Annotated in this window: 17 protein-coding genes, 2 tRNA genes and 1 pseudogene; 2 read left to right on the top strand and 18 right to left on the bottom strand. The window is 35.2% G+C overall.

The genetic code is table 11. The annotated features are described in order from the left end of the window. Positions 1-74 precede the first annotated feature (74 nt). The 18 genes and pseudogenes from fusA to NZ853_03055 all read right to left on the bottom strand — a co-directional run bounded on the left by fusA (position 75) and on the right by NZ853_03055 (position 18,240). Positions 75-2,174, bottom strand: coding sequence for an elongation factor G (gene fusA, locus NZ853_03140; protein MCS7204668.1), 2,100 nt, complete (start codon positions 2,172-2,174; stop codon positions 75-77). Between the two features lie 30 nt (positions 2,175-2,204). Continuing rightward, positions 2,205-2,678, bottom strand: coding sequence for a 30S ribosomal protein S7 (gene rpsG / locus NZ853_03135; GenBank protein ID MCS7204667.1), 474 nt, complete (start codon positions 2,676-2,678; stop codon positions 2,205-2,207). A gap of 9 nt (positions 2,679-2,687) precedes the next feature. After that, positions 2,688-3,062 (bottom strand): 30S ribosomal protein S12, encoded by a 375-nt coding sequence (gene rpsL / locus NZ853_03130; GenBank protein ID MCS7204666.1) that lies wholly within the window; start codon positions 3,060-3,062, stop codon positions 2,688-2,690. A 349-nt stretch (positions 3,063-3,411) separates the two neighbouring features. After that, a pseudogene (rpoC, locus tag NZ853_03125) lies at positions 3,412-7,542 on the bottom strand (DNA-directed RNA polymerase subunit beta'). Positions 7,543-7,575: 33 nt separating this feature from the next. Next, complete coding sequence (gene rpoB, locus NZ853_03120) at positions 7,576-11,376, bottom strand: DNA-directed RNA polymerase subunit beta (protein ID MCS7204665.1); 3,801 nt, start codon at positions 11,374-11,376, stop codon at positions 7,576-7,578. A gap of 168 nt (positions 11,377-11,544) precedes the next feature. After that, a complete protein-coding gene (gene rplL / locus NZ853_03115) occupies positions 11,545-11,937 on the bottom strand; it encodes a 50S ribosomal protein L7/L12 (GenBank protein MCS7204664.1) in 393 nt (130 codons plus the stop codon). A gap of 27 nt (positions 11,938-11,964) precedes the next feature. Next, the gene (gene rplJ, locus NZ853_03110) at positions 11,965-12,504 is read right to left on the bottom strand and encodes a 50S ribosomal protein L10 (GenBank protein ID MCS7204663.1); all 540 of its coding nucleotides are present in this window, start codon (positions 12,502-12,504) and stop codon (positions 11,965-11,967) included. Between the two features lie 13 nt (positions 12,505-12,517). After that, entirely contained in the window at positions 12,518-13,195 is a 678-nt protein-coding gene (gene rplA, locus NZ853_03105; GenBank protein ID MCS7204662.1) for a 50S ribosomal protein L1, read from the bottom strand. A 14-nt stretch (positions 13,196-13,209) separates the two neighbouring features. Continuing rightward, positions 13,210-13,638 (bottom strand): 50S ribosomal protein L11, encoded by a 429-nt coding sequence (gene rplK, locus NZ853_03100; protein ID MCS7204661.1) that lies wholly within the window; start codon positions 13,636-13,638, stop codon positions 13,210-13,212. 18 nt (positions 13,639-13,656) lie between these two features. After that, on the bottom strand, positions 13,657-14,190 hold the full coding sequence (nusG, locus tag NZ853_03095) for a transcription termination/antitermination protein NusG (protein ID MCS7204660.1): 534 nt from the start codon (positions 14,188-14,190) through the stop codon (positions 13,657-13,659). Positions 14,191-14,196: 6 nt separating this feature from the next. Next, a complete protein-coding gene (secE, locus tag NZ853_03090) occupies positions 14,197-14,379 on the bottom strand; it encodes a preprotein translocase subunit SecE (protein MCS7204659.1) in 183 nt (60 codons plus the stop codon). Positions 14,380-14,395: 16 nt separating this feature from the next. Further along, positions 14,396-14,466 (bottom strand) — tRNA-Trp (locus NZ853_03085). 4 nt (positions 14,467-14,470) lie between these two features. Then, positions 14,471-14,543, bottom strand: a tRNA-Thr gene (locus NZ853_03080). Between the two features lie 75 nt (positions 14,544-14,618). Further along, positions 14,619-15,965, bottom strand: a complete 1,347-nt coding sequence (locus tag NZ853_03075; protein ID MCS7204658.1) for a hypothetical protein — start codon at positions 15,963-15,965, stop codon at positions 14,619-14,621. Between the two features lie 15 nt (positions 15,966-15,980). Beyond that, positions 15,981-16,310 carry a hypothetical protein gene (locus NZ853_03070; GenBank protein MCS7204657.1) on the bottom strand — a complete coding sequence of 110 codons (330 nt, stop codon included), beginning with the start codon at positions 16,308-16,310 and terminating at the stop codon, positions 15,981-15,983. A 36-nt stretch (positions 16,311-16,346) separates the two neighbouring features. Beyond that, complete coding sequence (locus NZ853_03065; GenBank protein ID MCS7204656.1) at positions 16,347-17,027, bottom strand: hypothetical protein; 681 nt, start codon at positions 17,025-17,027, stop codon at positions 16,347-16,349. 5 nt (positions 17,028-17,032) lie between these two features. Continuing rightward, complete coding sequence (locus NZ853_03060) at positions 17,033-17,722, bottom strand: sulfite exporter TauE/SafE family protein (protein MCS7204655.1); 690 nt, start codon at positions 17,720-17,722, stop codon at positions 17,033-17,035. A gap of 5 nt (positions 17,723-17,727) precedes the next feature. Next, positions 17,728-18,240 (bottom strand): hypothetical protein, encoded by a 513-nt coding sequence (locus tag NZ853_03055; protein ID MCS7204654.1) that lies wholly within the window; start codon positions 18,238-18,240, stop codon positions 17,728-17,730. Positions 18,241-18,349: 109 nt separating this feature from the next. Between NZ853_03055 and NZ853_03050 the strand changes: the two genes are divergently transcribed. Together NZ853_03050 and NZ853_03045 are read left to right on the top strand one after the other, a co-directional pair. After that, positions 18,350-18,760, top strand: a complete 411-nt coding sequence (locus tag NZ853_03050; GenBank protein MCS7204653.1) for a hypothetical protein — start codon at positions 18,350-18,352, stop codon at positions 18,758-18,760. Positions 18,761-19,099: 339 nt separating this feature from the next. Then, positions 19,100-20,473, top strand: a complete 1,374-nt coding sequence (locus NZ853_03045; GenBank protein ID MCS7204652.1) for a hypothetical protein — start codon at positions 19,100-19,102, stop codon at positions 20,471-20,473.

The following is a 20,473-nucleotide window of genomic DNA, read 5'->3' as shown; positions in this document are numbered from 1 at the left end:
TTACTGAGAATGTTAATTTTTTTTACGTTATTGTCTAGTCTACTATAATTTACTAAAAATGTTTTATTTTTTTACTAAACAGAAACTTTTGCTATGATTTCATTTGCTATATTCGTTGGTACTTGTTCGTAATGCTTAAACTTCATCGTATATGAAGCTCGTCCCTGTGTAAAGCTTCGTAAATCTGTGGCGTATCCAAACATCTCTGCCAAGGGTACTTCTGATCGAATTACCCTTGCATTCCCTCTTTGATCCATGGATAAAATTCTTCCGCGTCTACGATTCAAATCTCCCACCACATCACCCATGTACTCCTCTGGCGTTACAACTTCCACATCCATGATGGGTTCTAACAGAACTGGATTTGCTTTTTTACACGCATCTTTGAAGGCTATAGATGAGGCAACTTTGAACGCTAATTCTGAGGAGTCAACTTCATGATAAGAGCCATCGAAAAGCTCAACAATTACATCCACGACTGGATAACCAGCCAAAACACCGCTTTGCATGGCTTCCTGAATACCTTTATCTACGGCAGGTATATATTCTTTAGGAATTACTCCACCCACAATAGAATTAATGAACTGATAACCTTTACCAGGTTCGTTTGGTTTTACTCGTATCCAGACGTGACCATATTGACCTCTACCACCAGTTTGTTTGATGTATTTTCCTTCAACTTCTGCAAAACCAGTGATGGTTTCTCTGTATGCAACTTGTGGCTTACCAACATTAGCTTCTACTTTGAATTCTCTTTTTAAACGATCCACAATGATTTCTAAGTGTAGCTCTCCCATTCCAGAAATGATGGTCTGCCCTGTTTCGTGATCAGTTCTGACTCGGAAGGTAGGATCCTCTTCAGCTAATTTCATAAGAGCTGTTCCCAATTTATCTTGATCTGCTCTTGTCAGAGGTTCTATTGCCAAATCAATCACAGGATCAGGGAAAGACATACTTTCTAAGACAATCGGTGCATTTTCATCACACAAAGTATCACCGGTGATTGTGTCTTTTAATCCTACAGCAGCAGCAATATCACCCGCATTTACTTCATCAATTTCCTCTCGCTGATTCGCATGCATCAAAAGAAGCCTTCCCATTCTCTCTTTTTTATCTTTTGTGGAATTCAATACGTAAGTTCCTTTCTTTAAAGTGCCTGAGTAAACTCTAAAGAAGGTCAATTTTCCTACATAAGGATCTGTCATCACCTTAAAAGCTAAAGCAGCGAATGGCTCATTGTCATCAGTTTTTCTTTCAATTTCAGCTCCAGTTTTCTTATCAATCCCTTTTACATGAGCAATATCAACGGGTGAAGGAAGAAAATCAATCACAGCATCGAGAAGAGGCTGAACCCCTTTGTTTTTAAAGGCTGCTCCACATAAAACTGGGAAAAGCTTTCTTTGTAGAGTTCCAATCCGAATGGCTCTTTTTAATTCTTCAACTGTGATTTCACCACCATCTAAATATTTTTCTAACAATTCATCAACACATTCAACTGCAGACTCTATAAGTTTGTTGCGATATTCTTCTGCTATGTCTCTTAATTCTTTTCTTATTTCTTGAAAGTAAAATTTTGCTCCTAATTCCTCACCAGACCAAATAATTTCTCGGTTATGAATCAAATCAACAACCCCAACAAAATCTGCTTCTTTTCCAATGGGTAGTTGGATAGGAACTGCATTTGCCCCCAAGCGTTCTTTTATACTATTGACACTGAAAAAGAAATCAGCTCCTATTCTATCCATTTTATTTATGAAGCAAATTCTTGGAACGTTATATTTGTCAGCCTGTCTCCAAACCGTTTCCGTTTGTGGCTCAACACCATTCACTCCATCATAAACAGCAATTGCACCATCCAAAACTCTTAAGGAACGTTCGACTTCTACAGTAAAGTCAACGTGCCCTGGAGTATCAATAATGTTGATTCGATGCGGAAGATACTGTTTTTCCATTCCATTCCAGAAGGTCGTTGTTGCCGCTGCGGTGATTGTGATTCCTCTTTCCCTTTCTTGCTCCATCCAGTCCATTTCGGTGGTTCCTTCGTGAACCTCACCTATTTTGTAGGTTTTTCCTGTGTAGTATAAAATCCTTTCTGTGGTTGTAGTTTTCCCCGCATCGATGTGAGCCATGATTCCAATATTTCTTGTTCTTTCTAATGGTATTTGTCTTGGCATAATTGTCTCCCGAAAGAAATTAATATGAAATTACCATCGATAATGACTGAATGCTCTGTTGGCTTCTGCCATTTTTCTTGTTTCTTCTTTTTTCTTGATTGCGCCACCCGTGTTGTTTTTTGCATCAATAATCTCATTTGCTAATTTTTCAATCATGGACTTACCTTTTCGTTCTCTAGCGGATTTAATAATCCAACGCATAGCCAAAGATTCTTGACGATGAGGTGGTACTTCAACCGGCACTTGATATGTAACTCCTCCTACTCGACGGCTTTTTACTTCTAATTCTGGTTTTGCATTTTCTACTGCTTGCCTCCAAATCTCTATTCCTTCCTCTCCCGTTTTTTGTTTAATCAATTCCATCGCCTTATAAAAAATCTTTTCTGATACTGACTTTTTTCCCCGTTTCATCATTATATTGATGAACTTTGATACAAGCACATCTCCATAAACTGGATCAGGTGGTGGTATTCTTCTTTTGATATTCAATTTTCTTCGTGCCATAATGATCTCCTATGCTTTTGGCTTTTTGGTTCCATATTTTGATCTTCCTTTTCTACGTTTTTCAACACCCAAAGCATCTAAAGTTCCTCTTACTATGTGATACCTAACTCCAGGGAGATCCTTAACCCTTCCACCTCGAACCAAAACAGTATGATGTTCTTGCAAATTATGACCCTCACCGGGTATGTATGCGGTAACTTCAATTCCTGTTGTTAAGCGCACCCTTGCAACCTTTCGGAGAGCTGAATTTGGTTTTTTTGGAGTAATGGTCATTACACGAACGCAAACTCCTCGCCTTTGAGGACAACCCTTTAACGCCGGAGATTTCGATTTCGCTTTTTGTTTTTTTCTTCCTAATCGAATTAACTGATTTATCGTAGGCATAACTTCCTCATTTCTTTAAACACTTTATAAAATTTTATAAACTCCTTCACCTACATCCATAAAAATTTTTACTTATATCTCATCAAGAAGTTTATCATTCTTCTCTTTTTAAGAGTTCCAACCTTTTCTTGTAAGCCTTCTGAATATCACCATACTCTTCGTAGAAGATTTCAATATCTCTATACTTTTTAAGACCCGTTCCAGCAGGTATCAAATGACCAACAATGATATTTTCTTTTAGTCCTACCAACTCATCGATCTTTCCTTTCAATGCTGCATCGGTTAATACTCGGGTTGTTTCTTGGAAGCTTGCTGCTGAAAGGAATGAGTCAGTATTCAAAGAAGCTCTGGTTAAACCTAAAAGAATAGGCTTATATTTGCAAGGAACTCCTCCTTCAGCAATCACCCTTTCGTTTTCTTCTTTAACTTTGATTTTATCTACTTGTTGATGCAGGACAAAATTTGTATCTCCAGGATCAGTAATTTCTACTTTTCGTAGCATTTGTCGAATGATGATTTCTAAGTGCTTGTCGTTAATAAAGACTCCTTGTAATCGATATACTTCTTGGATTTCTTGGATTAGATATTCATGTAAAGCATCCAAACCCTTGATCCTGAGTATATCGTGCGGATCTAATTGCCCTTCTGTGATAGGTTCTCCTTTTTTTACTTGATCTCCATTCCTTACTAGTAGCCTCAAAGAAACAGGAATAGCGATTTTATATCTCGTTGGGACTTCACTTTCGATTTCATTGTAAATATTGTAATCTTGATAATCCACTTCTTCATATGCTTCTTCTAATTCTTCTTCATCACGAGAATGTTTCTTTGATGATTTCGCAAGTCTTTCATACATTTTTTGGATTTCTTCAAAATCGATTTCTTTTTCTTCTTCTTTTTGATCAATTTGCAAAGGATTAATGTAGATAATCCTTTTGTCTTTTATTACTTCATTTTTATCAACCACTATTCCATCAATTGGAGCCAAAATAGCTCTCTTTTTGGGGGAACGTGCTTCAAAAAGCTCTTCTACTCTCGGAAGACCTCCTGTGATATCCCTTGTTTTAATTTCTTTTACTGTAGTGACTTTATATAAAACATCCCCTGCAGTTACTTTTCCTTTATTTTCAACTAAAAGAACTGCTCCTACGGGCACGGGATATTCTTTTGTTTCATCTTTGTTTTTTACTATTATAGTAGGATTATACTTTTTACCACGAACTTCATACACTCGATAATAGCCTTGTTCATCTTGCTTCAAATTTTCATCTAACTCAATATCTTTATATTCAACCTCACCATTCATATCAGTGATTATAATATCATTCAATGTATCATACTTTGCAAGAAGCTGGTTGGGTTGGCAGAATTCATCTTGCTGAACAAAGATTTCACTTCCAATCTTTAAATTGATAGTAATGATATCCTCTTCTTCAATATAGAACAAATTATCAATAATGCGTGCAATTCCCATTCCGCTATATGTGAGACCACGTTTCCATTCATTTCCATCAAAATACTCGTCAGCTATTTGTTGCCCCGAAATAACTCGATCTCCATCCCTAACACGAAGATTTCGCAAATGCTCCAACGTGAATTTTAGGTGAATCTTTTTCAATTCAATGGAACCACGAGTTGCTAAAAGATGTTTTCCTGTCTTATCTTTCACAACAGAACCTTGAACTTTTTTGATAATACAACTAATACAATCAGAAGGAGCCTTGACTTCATTCTCACCTCTTTCAACATTGGTGGCCACACCACCAACGTGAAAGGTTCTCATGGTTAGCTGGGTTCCAGGTTGCCCAATGGATTGAGCAGCGATAATACCGACAGCTTCACCCAATTCCACTAATTTCAATCGCGCTAAGTCTAATCCATAACATTTAGCACAAACACCTCTTTTTGATTCACATGTAAGGATAGAACGAATATAAATTTTTTCTATCCCCAAAGCATCAATGGTTTTTCCGATTTCTTTCGTTATGAGGGTTCCTTTTTTAAACAAGACTTCTTTTGTTATAGGATGTTCTAAATCTTTTGCTAAGATTCTACCAAAAGCTCGATCCCCTAAACTTATCACAACCTTGTCTCGATCCTTGACGGCACTAATCCAAAGTCCATGCTCTGTTTTACAATCTTCTTCTGTTATGATCACATCTTGAGCTATATCTACGAGTCTTCTTGTCAAATATCCAGCATCTGCGGTTTTCAACGCCGTATCAGCTAATCCTTTCCTTGCACCATGAGTAGAGATGAAAAACTCTAAGATACCTAAACCCTCTTTAAAGTTTGAACGTATAGGGAGTTCTATGATCTCTCCTGAGGGCTTAGCCATAAGACCCCTCATACCTGCCAGCTGACGGATTTGTTGTTTTGAACCTCGTGCTCCTGATTCTGCCATGGCATAAATGGGATTGAAACCTGATTGATCTTTTTTGAGTTCTTCGAAAACAGCATTCATCACTTTTTCGTTTGTTCTGTCCCAGATTTCTATGACTTTTTTATAACGTTCTTCGTTGGTGATAATGCCATTCTTGTAATCTCTGGTTACTTTTTCTACTTCTTCATTTGCTTTTTGTATAAATTCCACTTTTTGCGCCGGAACTTTGATGTCTGATATTGCAATGGAAGGTGCAAAGATCGTAGAGTATTTAAAACCCAATTCTTTAAACTTTTCTAACATCTCGACTGTTTCAACAATCCCATAGTTTGCGTATACATCAGCAATTATCCGTATCGCTTCCTTATCAGTTATGGGATTATTCACATAAGGATATCCCTTTGGAAGGATAGAATTAAAAATGAATCGCCCCGGTGTTGTATAGATGATTTTGTCTTCGTAAAGAACTCGAACCTCTGCTCTAAGCCCAACTACTTTGCTCTCTAAGGCATGATAAATTTCTTCTAAAGAAGAAAAACTTTTCCCTTCACCGACATCACCACTCAATTTCGACGTCAATAAATACAATCCCAACACCATATCTTGAGTAGGAAATACAATTGGTTGTCCGTTTGCAGGATTAAGAATATTATGCGATGACAACATCAACATCCAGCACTCCAACTGGGCTTTCGGGGATAGAGGAACATGCACTGCCATCTGATCTCCATCAAAATCAGCATTGAAGGCATGACATACTAATGGATGTAATTGTATAGCTTTTCCTTCAACAATTACAGGAAGAAATGCTTGAATTCCTAAGCGATGTAAAGTAGGAGCTCGGTTAAGTAAAACAGGATGCTCTTTGATTACATATTCTAATGCTTCATTCGCTTCGGGTGACTCTTCTTCGATTTTTTTCTTTGCTGTTTTGATATTAGGAGCAAGATCTAATTCTAACAATCTTCTCATTATAAAAGGTTTGAATAACTCAAGTGCCATTTTTCTTGGTAATCCCATTTCGTGTAACTTGAGATTAGGACCAATCACAATAACAGAACGACCAGAATAATCCACTCTTTTCCCAAGAAGATTTTGCCGAAATCTACCTGATTTCCCCTTTAAATTATCAGCAATGGACTTTAGAGGACGATTTCCTTTTCCTTTCACTAAACCTTGTTTTCCTTTTTTTGAATTTTCAATTAAAGAATCAACAGCATCTTGAAGCATTCTCTTTTCGTTTCTTATAATGATATCAGGAGCTTTTAGCTGGAGTAATCGCTTAAGTCGATTATTACGTGTTATCACTCTTCTATAAAGATCATTGAGATCAGCAGAAGCAAACTTACCTCCTTCCAATTGAACCATTGGACGTAGCTCAGGAGGAATCACGGGAATTACTTCTAAAATCATCCACTCAGGGCGGTTTCCTGACTCCTTCAATGCTTCTAAAATCTCTAATCTTTTTAGCAATCTTTTATCAGGATTTTTGGAAGGTTCACTCGAAATCTGAGAACGTATCTCGTGGATTTCTTGTTCAATATCAATTCTGCTAAGTAGTTCTTTGATTGCTTCTGCACCCGTTAAAGCTAAAAACTTCTCACCATATTCATCTAGTAATTCGTTATATTCTTCTTCTTTAATGAGTTCACCAACTTCTTTATCAGAATCAGCTGGATCAATCACCACGAAAACTTCATAATTAAGGATTTTCTTAATTTGATTTACGTTTTTGTTAATCAGTATTCCGATTCTACTAGGGACATTTTTATAAAACCAAAAATGTGCTACAGGTGTTGCCAATTCTATATGCCCCATCCTTTCTCTACGAACCTTCGAAGAAGTAACCTCCACACCACATTTATCACATACTACTCCTTTGTATCTAACAGATTTGAACTTTCCACAATGACATTCGTAATCACGTGTTGTTCCAAAAATCCTCTCACAAAAAAGTCCATCTTTTTCGGGTTTAAGGTTTCGATAGTTAATCGTTTCTGCTTTTTTCACCTCACCATAGGACCACTCCCGAATTCTATCAGGACTAGCCAACATGAGCTTTACGGCATCAAAAGTTAATTCTTTTTTCTTTAGCATAATGATAACTCCTTTGAAATTTTATAAATTTTTTTAATTTCTTTCAATGGTTTCAATGCGTATTTTTGATTTTGTGGATTTGCTATATTCTTCATCCAAATCAGAAATATCAATGGGATTTCGGTTTTCATCCAATAATTGCAAATCCAACGCTAATCCTCTTAATTCTTGCAAAAGAACATTGAAAGACTCAGGTATTCCAGGTTTTATGGAATGTATTCCTTTTATGATAGCATCATATATCCTATTTCTTCCATTAATATCATCAGATTTATAAGATAGCAGTTCTTGTAAGGTATATGCAGCACCATAAGCCTCAAGAGCCCATACTTCCATTTCTCCTAATCTTTGACCTCCAAACTGAGCTTTACCACCCAAGGGTTGTTGGGTAACCATAGCATAAGGACCGGTAGAACGAGCATGCATTTTATCATCCACCATGTGTGTTAGCTTCATCATATAAATATAACCACAGAAAACTTTTCCTTCAAATTTCTCTCCCGTTCTTCCATCATACAGTTGAAATTTGCAATCCAAAGGTAAATCTGCTAATTCTAAATATCTCTTTATGTCTTCTTCTTTGGCACCATCAAAAACAGGTGTTTCAAAAAGATAGTTTAGTTTTTTCGCTGCATAACCCAACATTGTTTCAAAGATCTGACCAATATTCATTCTTGATGGAACACCTAAAGGATTCAAAACAATATCGATTGGAGTTCCATCCTCCATAAAGGGCATATCTTCAACAGGTAAAACTTTTGAAATCACACCTTTGTTTCCATGCCTTCCTGCCATCTTATCACCAACTTGAATCTTTCTCTTTGTAGCAACAAAAACCTTCACCATATCATTTACTCCAGCAGGGAGTTCATCTCCTCTCGACCGAGAATACCATTTTACATCAATAACTATTCCTTCTACTCCATTAGGAACTCTCAAAGAGGTATCTTTTACATCCCTGCTTTTTTCTCCAAAAATACTTTGTAAAAGTTTATATTCAGGTGTTGTTTCTTTTTCTGCTTGTGGTGTGACTTTTCCAACTAAGATATCATTAGGACGCACCTCTGCCCCAATTCGTATGACTCCCTTTTCATCCAAATCTCGAAATGCCTTATCGCTAATATTTGGGATATCCCTTGTGATTTCCTCAGGACCAAGTTTCGTTTCTCGAGTTTCTACAACAAATTCTTCAATATGTATCGAAGTATATACATCTTCTTTTACTAACCGTTCGCTAATAAGAATTGCATCTTCAAAATTATATCCATTCCATGGCATAAAAGCTACCAAAACGTTTTTCCCTAATGCTAAACGTCCCTTGTCTATAGAAGGACCTTCTGCCAAAATAGTAGCTCTGCGCTTAATTCTTCCGTCCTTATCGCGTATTTCCTTATAAACTTTTTGTCCTGCTATTGCTTTGGGTTTTGTGATTCTTTCATTCTCATTCACTAAGGGTTCATATTCTTTTTCTCCTATTTTGAGAGGATAAGAAACATTCACTACCTTTCCATTTTCTGTGGTCACCTGAATTTCGATTTCATCTTTTTTTATACTTTTTACAACTGCTTCTTTGAAGTAAATATACTTTTTGAGTTCGTTATCCCATTCCTTGTAATCAAAGATAATTGTATTAACAACAGGTTTTTGGTTGAATGTTGTATTTTGGTTCGTTCTTTCGAATTTTCTTAATACATATTTTTGTTTTTTACCATCTTTGTTTCTTACGATAATTTCATTAGCATCGACTTTTTCTACAACACCATCTTCTTCTGCTAGTACACAAACTCTTGAATCATAAGCCACTTTGGGTTCCATTCCTGTTCCTACGAAAGGTGCTTCTTCTTCAATTAAGGGAACTGCTTGCCTTTGCATGTTAGACCCCATAAGAGCTCTATTAGCATCATCATGCTCTAAGAAGGGTATGAGCGATGTTGAAACACTAACCACTTGTAGTGGAGCTATGTCCATATAATCGATTTCTTCTGGAGGAAGTAGTGGATAATCATCTCTTTTACGACAAGCAACAAATTTTGTTTTGAAAGTGCCATCTTCATTCAATGGTGTATTTGCTTGAGCAATAGCATAGAGTTCTTCTGCATCTGCTGTAAGGTATTCAATTTCATTAGAAACATAAACTTTTACTATACGACCTTTTTCATCTTTTTGTTTAATTACTTTTCGATAAGGAGTTTCTAAAAAACCATATTCATTCACCCGAGCTAATGTGCTCATTGAAACAATTAAGCCGATATTTTGTCCTTCTGGAGTCTCAATGGGACACATCCTTCCATAATGACTATAATGAATATCACGAACTTCAAAACCAGCTCGTTCGCGATTCAATCCTCCTGGACCTAGCGCATTCAATCTTCTTTTATGAGTAGTCTCGGATAAGGGGTTTGTCTGATCCATAAACTGAGATAACTGACCCAACCCAAAAAAATCATTGATAGCACTTGCAAAAGACTTTGTTGACACTACAGCAGTAGGTGTAATAGTTTCTCTATCTATAGAAGCTAATTTTTCTTTGATGCTTCTTTCCATTTTGGCAAATGCTTGTCGCAATTGATTTGCTAATAACTCACCTACACTTCGAACTCTACGATTCCCCAAGTGATCAATATCATCTAATTCATAACCATCTACTTCTTTAACTAATTTTAGAAAATATTTAAAGGTTTCTATGATATCTTCTTTTCTTAGAGTCCGTGTTTTTACGCCATCAAAGTTTTGTGGACTTATGTATTTAAACTTGTTGTTTATTTTGTGTCTTCCTACGGGAGATAAATCATAATTTTTTTCATCAAAAAACATTGACTCAATAATTTCCAAAGCATCATCATAGTCATAGTTATCCCCACGGACATATTGAATAAATTTCATCACAGCTTCTTTTTTATTTTTTACTTCATCTTTTTGTAGAGTATTTATAACTATAGTATCATCTTTGTTCGTATAGAATTTAAGAATTTCGACTTCTTCAATCCCAATATCTTTTAGTTTTTGGATGGAGTCTTCATCCAACATGTCTCCTGCTTCAAAGATGATTTCACCTGACTCAGGATCAATGATATCAGTTGCTACTCTTTTTTTGATGATTTTAGAATATTGTTTTTTCTTTAAGCCTGACAAATCGATTTTTTCTGTTTCATAAAAGAGTTTCAGAACTTCTTCGTTTGTTCCCTCCTCACATACTAAAGCTCGAAGAAAGATAGTTGCTGGGATTCTTTTTCTCTTATCAACTTTTATATAAAGAACATCCTTGGGGTCTAATTCAATTTCTAACCACGAACCTTTGTATGGAATAACTCGAGCTGTATATAAATTCTTTTCCTGATCGTAAAAAAAGAAAATCCCTGGTGAACGATGTAGCTGAGATACCACTACTCTTTCTGCTCCATTGATGATAAAAGTTCCATTTGGAGTCATCAAAGGAATTTCACCAAAATAAACTTCTTGTAATCGAATTTCTCCAGTTTTTTTCAAAAATATCTTCAAAACTACTTTTAATGCTCCACCATACGTTAAACCTCGATTTTTGCATTCCAAAGGAGACCATCTGCTTTCTTGGATTTTATAATGATCATACTCGACAATCACACCATTTTGATCATCTGTATCATCTGTCTCAATAGGGAATGCTTCCCGAAAAACCTGTTCTAGTCCTTTGTTTTCACGTTGTTTTGGATCAACATCTTTTTGTAAAAACTCATCATAGGAACGAAATTGAATAGAAATCAAATCTGGTATCAAATCGTAGTTTGTGATTTTTCCCAAATTGATTACTTTAAAATCCTTCGTTCTTTTTATGGTAAATTGAATATTTTCTGACATAGTTTATCCCTTTGTGGAAGTGATTTTTATCAAAATATGAATAAAAAGTTAAAATTGCTTTTTTTCGGATTTTGAATACTGGATTCTTTGGCAGCGTTTTGGATTGAAATTTTCATGAAAAGAATCATAAATTCCCACCCCAGAAAAACTTTGGGATGGGATTTTGAACTAAGCAGGAACAAGTTCTACGGTAGCCCCCACGTCAGTGAATTTTTTCTTCAATTCTTCAGCTTGATTTTTATCTAAACCCTCTTTGACTACTTGATTGCCTTTCTCTACTAGTTCTTTTGCTTCTTTCAAACCCAAACCTGTGATTTCCCTTACGATTTTGATCACATCAACTTTTTTCTCACCAACACTCTTCAAGACTAAGTTGAAGGCTGCAGGTGCTTCTTCAGCAGGCTGAGCTGCACCCCCAGCTTGGGGAGCGACCGCTGCTGCAACAGCTACTGGAGCCGCTGTGGAAATGCCAAACTTTTCTTCCATTTTTTTTACTAATTCCGATGCTTCGACTAAGGTTAATTTGCTTATTTTCTCAAGTAATTCATCTACTACTGACATATGAAACTCCTTTCTAAATAATTTACATTAGGAATTTTGTTTCTCTGCAATTTGTTGGATACCACGTGCAATTCGAGTTATGATTTCCTTCATACCTATGGCGATTCGTTGCGCAGGTGTATTTAAACCTCTTGCAATAATAGTTAGCAATTCTTCTTTCGTTGGTAATCCTGCTATGCTCTTGATTTCATTAGAGTCCAAAAATTTTCCTTCAAAATACCCTCCACGTAGTTGGATTTTTTCATCTTTTTTGCTTTCTTCAATTATGACTTTTGCAATACTTGGTAATTCATCCCCTGCAAAAGCAACAAAGAGTGGACCTCTTATGGTTTCTTCAATAGCTTTTTGTTTTTCTTCGTATTCATGATGAGGTGAGTCCTTCAAAACAATTTTGAAGATAGTATTTTTAACAACTTTTGTTGTGGCTTTTTTTTCTTTGAGCTTTTTTCGCAGTTCAGTCAATTGCTCTACGGTTAAGCCTGTATAGGTCGTCATGATTAGATTTGGCTTTTTTTCTATGATTTCTTTTAATTCTTTTACCAATTGAACATTCTTGCGTGATGGCATATCAATCCCTCTATCATATAATAGTTTTTGGATTTATCTTGATTGATGGTCCCATTGTTGGAGCTATATATAGAGTCTTCACGTATTCCCCTTTGGCATCTGCCGGTTTATCCCTCATAATGGTTTGATACATGGTTTTTAGATTTTCCTTTAGTTTTTCTTCTTCATAAGATACCTTTCCTATTGGTACATGTATCACGCCAGTTTTGTCAGCACGGTACTCGATTTGACCACCTTTCACGTTTCTGATGGCTGTTTTTAGATCATCCGTTACTGTGCCAGCTTTGGGTTTTGGCATTTTCCCTTTCAAGATAGGACCCAATTTTCCGATTTTTCCCATCATATCGGGGGTAGCTATACAGACATCGAAGTCGGTCCATTTCTCTGTTTGGATTTTTTCAATAATGTCATCAGAACCTACGAAGTCAGCTCCTGCCTCCTTTGCCTCTTGGTGTTTGTCTTCCTTCGCAATCACTAAAACTGTGATTTTTTTCCCTGTTCCATAAGGTAATAATGCAATCCCCCGAACGTTTTGAATAGATTTATAATTGATTTTAAAATGTGCCTCCACCGTCCCATCAAACTTTGTATAGGATACTTCTTTTACTTTTCTAACTGCTTCATCAATGCTTATAGCTTCATTAGAATTGACTTTTTTACTTGCTTCTATCCACTTTTTCCCTCGTTTCATAGTTTTAACTCCTTTTATAAATCAACTTCAACTCCCATTGATCTACAAGTACCCGCAATAATCTTCACAGCCGTATCTAAATCTGGAGCATTTAAATCATTCTTTTTGATTTCTGCGATTTTTTCCAACTGAGCTCTTGTGAGTTTGCCAATTTTTTGCGTACCTGGGGTTTTAGCTCCTTTCTCTACCCCCAATTCTTTGAGTATCAAAACCGATGCTGGTGGAGACTTGGTAATAAAAGTAAAACTTCTGTCCGAATAAACTGTGACGATGACAGGTATTTTTATACCAGCTTGGCTTTTGGTCCGATTATTAAATTGTTCACAAAATTCCTTGATGTTTACTCCTGCCTGACCTAAAGCTGGTCCAACTGGTGGTGCGGGGGTTGCTTTCCCTGCCTCGATTTGTAGTTTGATCTGTTTTACTACTTTTTTTTGTGCCATAAGTTTTACCCTATAATTCTAAATTGTAATCACTTGAGAATAATCAACTTCGATTGTGGTTGTTTGTCCGAAGATTTCGATCTTGATTTTCAACTTGCCTTGATCCTTCAATATATCTTCTATAATCCCAGAGAAATTGTTGTAAGGTCCATCTACAATCTTAACTTTTTCTCCTTTATTCAGAAGAACTGGTGGAGGAAGTGGTGTTTCCGCTTCTTTTTCTGATAATTGAAGGTTCAAAATGTTTCTAACTTCATCTTTTGATAGAGGTTTTGGATCTGAACCACCTAAAAACCCTCGAATCGAAGGAACCTTTCGGATTTCGGTTTTCAATTCTTCATCAAGTTCCAACTCTGCAATGATGTATCCTGGCATGATTTTTTTTTCTATGATGACTTTTTTCCCTTTTCGCATTTGAGGAACCTTGACTACTGGCACAATGATTTGCCCTAATTTATCCTTGATTCCTTTATTTTCAACATATCGCTCTAAATTTTCTTTGGCTTTTTTCTCATGTCCTGCTTGAGTTGAAATCACATACCATTGCTTCATAAATTACTATGACCCCAAGCTAACTAAAAAATCAAAAATTTTTTCAAAAACAAAATCTGTGAAATACAAAAATAGAGAAATCAAAATTACTGTGATTAATATGACCCATGTTGATTTTACCACTTCGTCTCGGGTTGGCCAAATCACATGTTTTAACTCTTCTCTTACGCCTTTTAAAAAATCCCACATAGTGATCCCTCTACAGCAGGCCGGGCGAGAATCGAACTCGCGCCTGAGGCTTTGGAGGCCCCAATTCTACCATTGAACTACCGGCCTTTTTTGCCCTCTACCAGACTCGAACTGGTGACCCCTTCCTTACCATGGAAGTGCTCTACCTGCTGAGCTAAGAGGGCTTAGTTTTAGAAAGACCTATATTTTTTATCTGATTAGGATGTCAAGCCAATTGAAGCTAAATTCTATTCTAAGTTTTACAAATATACAATAACTCTCTGTATAATTTGTTTTAAGTAGTCCTCAAATTTTTGCCTATCATTTTCATCTTGAATAAAAATCAATAATAATTTTAAATTTCTTTGTATTGACTCATTTGAATTGAGTTCATTGGTTGGATCATAAACAGACAAAAAATCCAAAAAAGGTTCGTAGACTTGCCGAAAGTATGTGTAGTATTTTTCATTCTTTTGCTTGAGGTATTCTTGAACTTGTTTTAGATAACTTAGCAATTGGTTGTATTTTTTGATTCGAAAATAGAGTTCTTCTAAAGACTCCACAGAAAGCTTTGTTTTGATGGATAATTTTTCTAAATTCTTCTTCAAAGAAAAATCAGGCTGACTCTCCAAAGGAAGGATATTCAAAATCCCAATCACACTTTTTACAATAGAATCAGCCCCAGCAACAAAATCTTGATATTCTTGTATCTTTTGATGATTTTTAAAATACAAAATTTTCTTTCGAACCTCAACAAAATCGGATATCGTAAAGGGAATTTGTTCTTCTCGTTTGTTCTGGGAAGAACCCCCATTCTGATTTTCAATAGAAACATTTGACTCTCCGTTTTGATTCTTTATGATTTCCTGGAGCCGAAGTTCTACTTTCATGGGGAAAAGACGCAAGATCTCAAGTATGATAGATTCTTCTTCTTCTTTTTCTTTTTGAGGTTCTTGCTGCAAGGTTTGTCTGTTTGCATTGAGATTAAAGGTATCTTGAGGATTTTCAACTGCAGTTTGGAGTTTTTGAGCTAGATCCAAGGATATATAGTTAAATTGAAACTTCTCTAAAATTTCTTGTATTACGGAAAGTTCTTTTGGATCAACTTTTGTTGTTAATCGTTCTGATTGAGATGGTGTTTGGATTTTACTTTCTTCACTTTTATTGAGTTGTGATTGAATTATCTTAGAATAAATCGTCCTTCCAGGCAACTTTAAGACATAGTCGGATTTATCTTCTATAAATTTTCCTTTCGAAAAATCATGCAAGAAGATATATTGAACGATAATGCTAATCAATGATGTTTGTTCATTGAAAATGGCATTGCGTAGAATTTCTTTTTCTTTTTTTAGATTTTGAACGGTTTTGAAGTAATTTTTTTGTATATATTCATTCAATGATTTCTCGTTGATTCGTAGAAGATTCGCAATATTTTTGCTTTTTTGAAGAAAAGCCTCTAAATTTGTAATGTTTTCCTTTCGAAAGAAATCATTAATTTTCTTTATATAATCATTGGGATTGAGATTATTGCTTTCGATTATCTTTTTGATTAAATAGATAAGGACTTCTTCATCACTTACATAGGATTTTCCACTTAAAAAACTCACATATTTTTTTCTTTTCTATGAAATGGATTTGTCAATTGATATTTGTTCTTGAAGCTTTAGGATGTCACCTTCTTCTTCGATAATCCGGTATCGAATGTAGGTATTTACACTTCCTTCTTGGGTATAACGAACTAAATCATAATCTACACGGGGAGAAATAAAAAAATCGGTTTCTTTCAGTCTTCGCTCAATTTCTTTTCGGATATGCTCTCGTGCTTCGGATCTTCTTGTATACCATGTTGGAACTATCACTTCTTTCTTATATGCTAATTTTTTGTCTTTGTAAACCGCTACTGTAAGTTGGATTCTATAATACACTTCTTTTTGATCATGATTTCCACTCATTCGCTAACCCCGACTTCTTTTTGTGTTTATCGAACTTCAAAGAGGCGTTTCTAAAATCTTTATAAAGAATTTTTTTATAAAATCATTTAACTTTTTGGACATATTTTGATAGTTCAATGCCCATTGTCGAGAACCTCCCTCATGAACGTAGTTCGTTACAGCTAAAAATGATGTAAAAGGAATAGCTTGCTCAAAACAAACCTTTGCCAATCCATAAGCTTCTAAGTTTTCGTAAATACTTGCATGACTCTGGGGCAAAAACTTCCAAAAACGATCAAGAGGAACCTCTGTGAGAGTAACTGAGTCCGTTGTATTGATCAAAGCTTCTTCAAAGAGGGGATAAAGAAGTATGATTTCTTTTGCAACTTCACCTCGCTTTGTTTGTATCAACCCAGATACTTCAGAAAAAAACTTAGCTTTTTTGTGCAAAATAGCATAATCAAGATTCACAAACTGGTTTGCTACGACAAACTCAGGATAATGCCTTTCATAACTACCACAGGAGCCTAAGAACAGAACTTCGATATCCTCATAGAAAAAACGTCCTTCTTGATTTAAAAGAGAAATCAAAGAAAACATCGAATTCAACTTCCCAATCCCAAATGGCTGAATCAGAATTTTGTATTTTTTGTTGGTAAGCAAAAATGTTTTTTGATGCAGAAATAAAAGGTCTTCGATTTCTTCTAAGACAGCAGAACCTATGAGTAAAAGATTCAACTTTTTTACTGAAAAATTTTACTCAAAGAGCTGTAAAGGTAATAACCACCAAATAATAAAAACATAATCCCTGTGAGGATATTCATTATATTTCTGAATTTCATGAACAAAACAGAAGAAAAACTCACCACCACCCACAGCGAAGGTATGTTTGCCAATCCAAACAAAAACATAAAGAGAAAGCCCTTCATAGGATCCCCCAACCCCGATGATGTGATAAAGGCAGTATAAGACAAACCACAGGGTAAAAGTCCTAACACCATTCCAATAAGAAAATAACTCCAGATTGATGAACTCTCTTTTAGATTACGAACCCAGCCAGAAAAATGATACCCAAGTGTTTCCAACTTTTGAAGAAAAAGATACAATTTGCTTGATGGAAGCCAATGCAAATGCTCAAGCCCTTTGAAAATCATGAAGATGCTTACCAAAATTAGAACGGCATTCTTTATTCCCATCAACGATCCCATCGTATTCACAAAAGAGCCTGTAAATCCCATGACTAATCCAATCAAACTATAAGTAAAAATCCTACCAAAATGATATAGAATTTGAATCAGCGTATTTTGCCAAAAAGAAAGATAGGGGGATTTTCCTAAGATTACTGAAGAAACAACAGGACCGCACATGGAAACACAATGGGCAAACCCTCCAAAAAAACCCGTGCTCAAAGCAATAAGATAAAACGACGTCATGAACTTTATTGCAAAATATCAAATTGAATGTTCTTTACATATTCTTTTTCGGGGGTTTTCATTAGGATTTTGATGTTCCATCTTCGATCGTCTGACGTGCATTCAGGAAAAATCCCTTTTCCTTCAAAAAGGTTATCTGATACTTTTTTCATGATTACTTTGTTTTCTCCCATGTACATAGCTGGCATGGTCAAATCTAAAAGAATCTCTGGTTGATGAATGTTTGATTTTGTGAACTCTAATTGGAACTGTATTTCTTTCATTGTATATACAGGTTTGGGACTTAAATTGAGTTTACCTTCTATGAAGGTTTGTTTTTTTTCATCTTGAATAGTGAAATGACAAATTTCTTTGTGGACATCACATAAAATAAAATCTTTGATTTCTTCTACAACTCCACTATGATGATGATGGTGATGGTGAGCATGACTTGATGCTTCTTTTTCTTTTTCTTTGCAAAAAGACGTGATGATGAAGACCAAAAGAATTAAAAAATTGAGCGGTTTTAATGTTTTCATAACGTCAATTTTATGTTAATTTTTATTCTGTCTATGATTTTTTAACATTAATTTTATCATTATAAAAAAATTCTTTTCTATAAATGGGATTTAGCGCAATTCAGGTTTTATGAAATCTTTCCGAGGGACGTTTTATTTGTTTTATTATCCTGACGATTGGGAGTTAAAAATCATTGAAAACATTCCCAGTTTGTTTCATCCCCAAGGTTCAGGAGCTCTGATTGTGGTTGCATTTCGTTATCATGATCCGGAAGGAGTTGATACCAAAAGGGAATTGTTAAGATATCTTAAAGCACAAAATATCTATGGCGCCGAACATAGAATTGTCAATTACGAACTATCGAATTCCATCCAAGCATCAACGATTGAATACATGCATAAAGACCGCTTTTGGTTTGCAAATATAATAGGAAAGGATCACAAATACATCCTTTTCTTGTGGAATAGTGATGAAATCCCTTCTTCGAAAATTGCCTTAGATATTTCCAAAATCATCAAAAGCGTTATATATTTAGATTAAAATTTTTTTCTACTTTTTCCTAAAAAAATTTTCAAAATCCTTTAAAAAATTTCAAAATTTTCGTCATTTTTCGATAAATGCTATCCTTTTACTATTTACTTTTACGCCTCCGTTATTCAATAGCCTCACGTTTTCCCTGGTAATTTTTCAATATTTTACCAGGGAACTTTTTTCTTGCTAGTCGAATAGGTTTGATTTTGCTTTCAATTGATGAAAAAAATTTTTTTATGGATTTTCTTATTATTTATTTTTTCTTTTCACAAAGAATATTTCCCTCAAGATTATATTTTTATCTTCCCATCAGAAAAAATTAAGACTTACTCCAGGGGTATCTTTTTTTTGCATTCACAAGAGCGAAATTTCGTGGGAGTTGCGCTACAATCCAAAGAAAAAATCAATAACGAAAAAATCCAAAACTGGATATCTTTATTAGAAACCTTACCCTTCCTTGTAAAAGGTGGCATTGATTTATACCATTGGGATGAATACATCCTTCGCCCCAACACCAAATTTGTCGGATGTTTGGAAAATTATGCTCAAGAATGCTATGAAGTCATGAATTACTTCTATGAAGTCTATGATGTAGTTCTGGAATTGGTATTGGATAATCCTAAAGCACCATCTCATCTTTTAAAAGAAGTTTTACGACTTCTCAAGCTACCTTACGAGAATGAATTTTCTAATTTCAGCGAAGAAAAAGAACTCATCTATCATTTAAAATGGAAAATCCTAAATAACGAACAAAATCATAGTTTTTTGATTTTGGGGATATTTCCAAAAGAAACCTACAAAAAAAGCTATTTTTGGTTAGATCAAGTTTTTGCTTCAACAAACATTATCCCGAAAAATGCCCTTAGGATTTTGATTGAAGATGAATTCGAAAATCTACAAGAACACAGCGAAATCCTTTTCATCGCTGATAACTCTTATAGCATGAAGGAGAAATTTCTTTTTTTCGAAGAACAATGGCAGTATTTTGCGAAAACACATTCAGCGTTTTTCTCATCCCTTCGCTTTGGACTCATCACTATGTATGGTTGTCAATACCAAGAGCTACCAAAAACAGAAAATTCCAACAAAGAAAAGTCACATCAAGTAGAAGATACTCAAAAGTTTTTTTACGAGTCATGTTTGTTATGTGCTGAGACATTCATATCAGAAAAAACAAACAAAAACATTGCCTTCGTTTGTTTGAGTGATGAAGGGGACTATTACTCAAAAATCACCCAAAAAAAATTCTCCGAAAGGGACAACCTTTTTTTAAAAAAAGCCATTCCTGTTTTTGGGATTCTTCCTATGGATCATTATGGGAACATAACTGATTGCATAGGAAACTTAGGAAAAACCAAACTACACTTCAAATACGACAAGAAAGAAAAAAACGAACTCGCAATTGATTATAAATTACTCTCGAGGCTCACGAAAGGTCTTACATTTTCGATTTGTAATTCTGATTATCAATTTTTGTTCAAAACGATTGCTTATCAAACCTTGGGACATCATTCAAAATTCAAGCTTTCTCGCCTTCCCATCCAAAGCACGATAGAAGTTCAAAGCTTTACCACTAAAATTCGTTATTTATATTTAGATGAAAGAGAATTCGATCCCAATCAGACTTATTTTTTCTATCATGAAAAAGAAAATGCGATTGTTTTAGTGGGTAATCAAAACATAGAAAAAATCCAAATCCGTTATCGAACGATGGAATTCTGA

Source organism: Leptospiraceae bacterium, from assembly GCA_025059995.1.
GTDB lineage: Bacteria > Spirochaetota > Leptospiria > Leptospirales > Leptonemataceae > SKYB61.
Note: the sequence above shows the minus strand (reverse complement) of the source record. Positions and strands in the feature narration are given on the sequence as shown.

Bases quoted from the DNA above. Each gene is read 5' to 3' on its own strand.
- fusA (MCS7204668.1), bottom strand. From the start codon at position 2,174: ATGCCAAGACAAATACCATTAGAAAGAACAAGAAATATTGGAATCATG.
- rpsG (MCS7204667.1), bottom strand. From the start codon at position 2,678: ATGGCACGAAGAAAATTGAATATCAAAAGAAGAATACCACCACCTGAT.
- rpsL (MCS7204666.1), bottom strand. From the start codon at position 3,062: ATGCCTACGATAAATCAGTTAATTCGATTAGGAAGAAAAAAACAAAAA.
- rpoB (MCS7204665.1), bottom strand. From the start codon at position 11,376: ATGTCAGAAAATATTCAATTTACCATAAAAAGAACGAAGGATTTTAAA.
- rplL (MCS7204664.1), bottom strand. From the start codon at position 11,937: ATGTCAGTAGTAGATGAATTACTTGAGAAAATAAGCAAATTAACCTTA.
- rplJ (MCS7204663.1), bottom strand. From the start codon at position 12,504: ATGCCATCACGCAAGAATGTTCAATTGGTAAAAGAATTAAAAGAAATC.
- rplA (MCS7204662.1), bottom strand. From the start codon at position 13,195: ATGAAACGAGGGAAAAAGTGGATAGAAGCAAGTAAAAAAGTCAATTCT.
- rplK (MCS7204661.1), bottom strand. From the start codon at position 13,638: ATGGCACAAAAAAAAGTAGTAAAACAGATCAAACTACAAATCGAGGCA.
- nusG (MCS7204660.1), bottom strand. From the start codon at position 14,190: ATGAAGCAATGGTATGTGATTTCAACTCAAGCAGGACATGAGAAAAAA.
- secE (MCS7204659.1), bottom strand. From the start codon at position 14,379: ATGTGGGATTTTTTAAAAGGCGTAAGAGAAGAGTTAAAACATGTGATT.
- NZ853_03070 (MCS7204657.1), bottom strand. From the start codon at position 16,310: ATGAGTGGAAATCATGATCAAAAAGAAGTGTATTATAGAATCCAACTT.
- NZ853_03060 (MCS7204655.1), bottom strand. From the start codon at position 17,722: ATGACGTCGTTTTATCTTATTGCTTTGAGCACGGGTTTTTTTGGAGGG.
- NZ853_03055 (MCS7204654.1), bottom strand. From the start codon at position 18,240: ATGAAAACATTAAAACCGCTCAATTTTTTAATTCTTTTGGTCTTCATC.
- NZ853_03050 (MCS7204653.1), top strand. From the start codon at position 18,350: ATGAAATCTTTCCGAGGGACGTTTTATTTGTTTTATTATCCTGACGAT.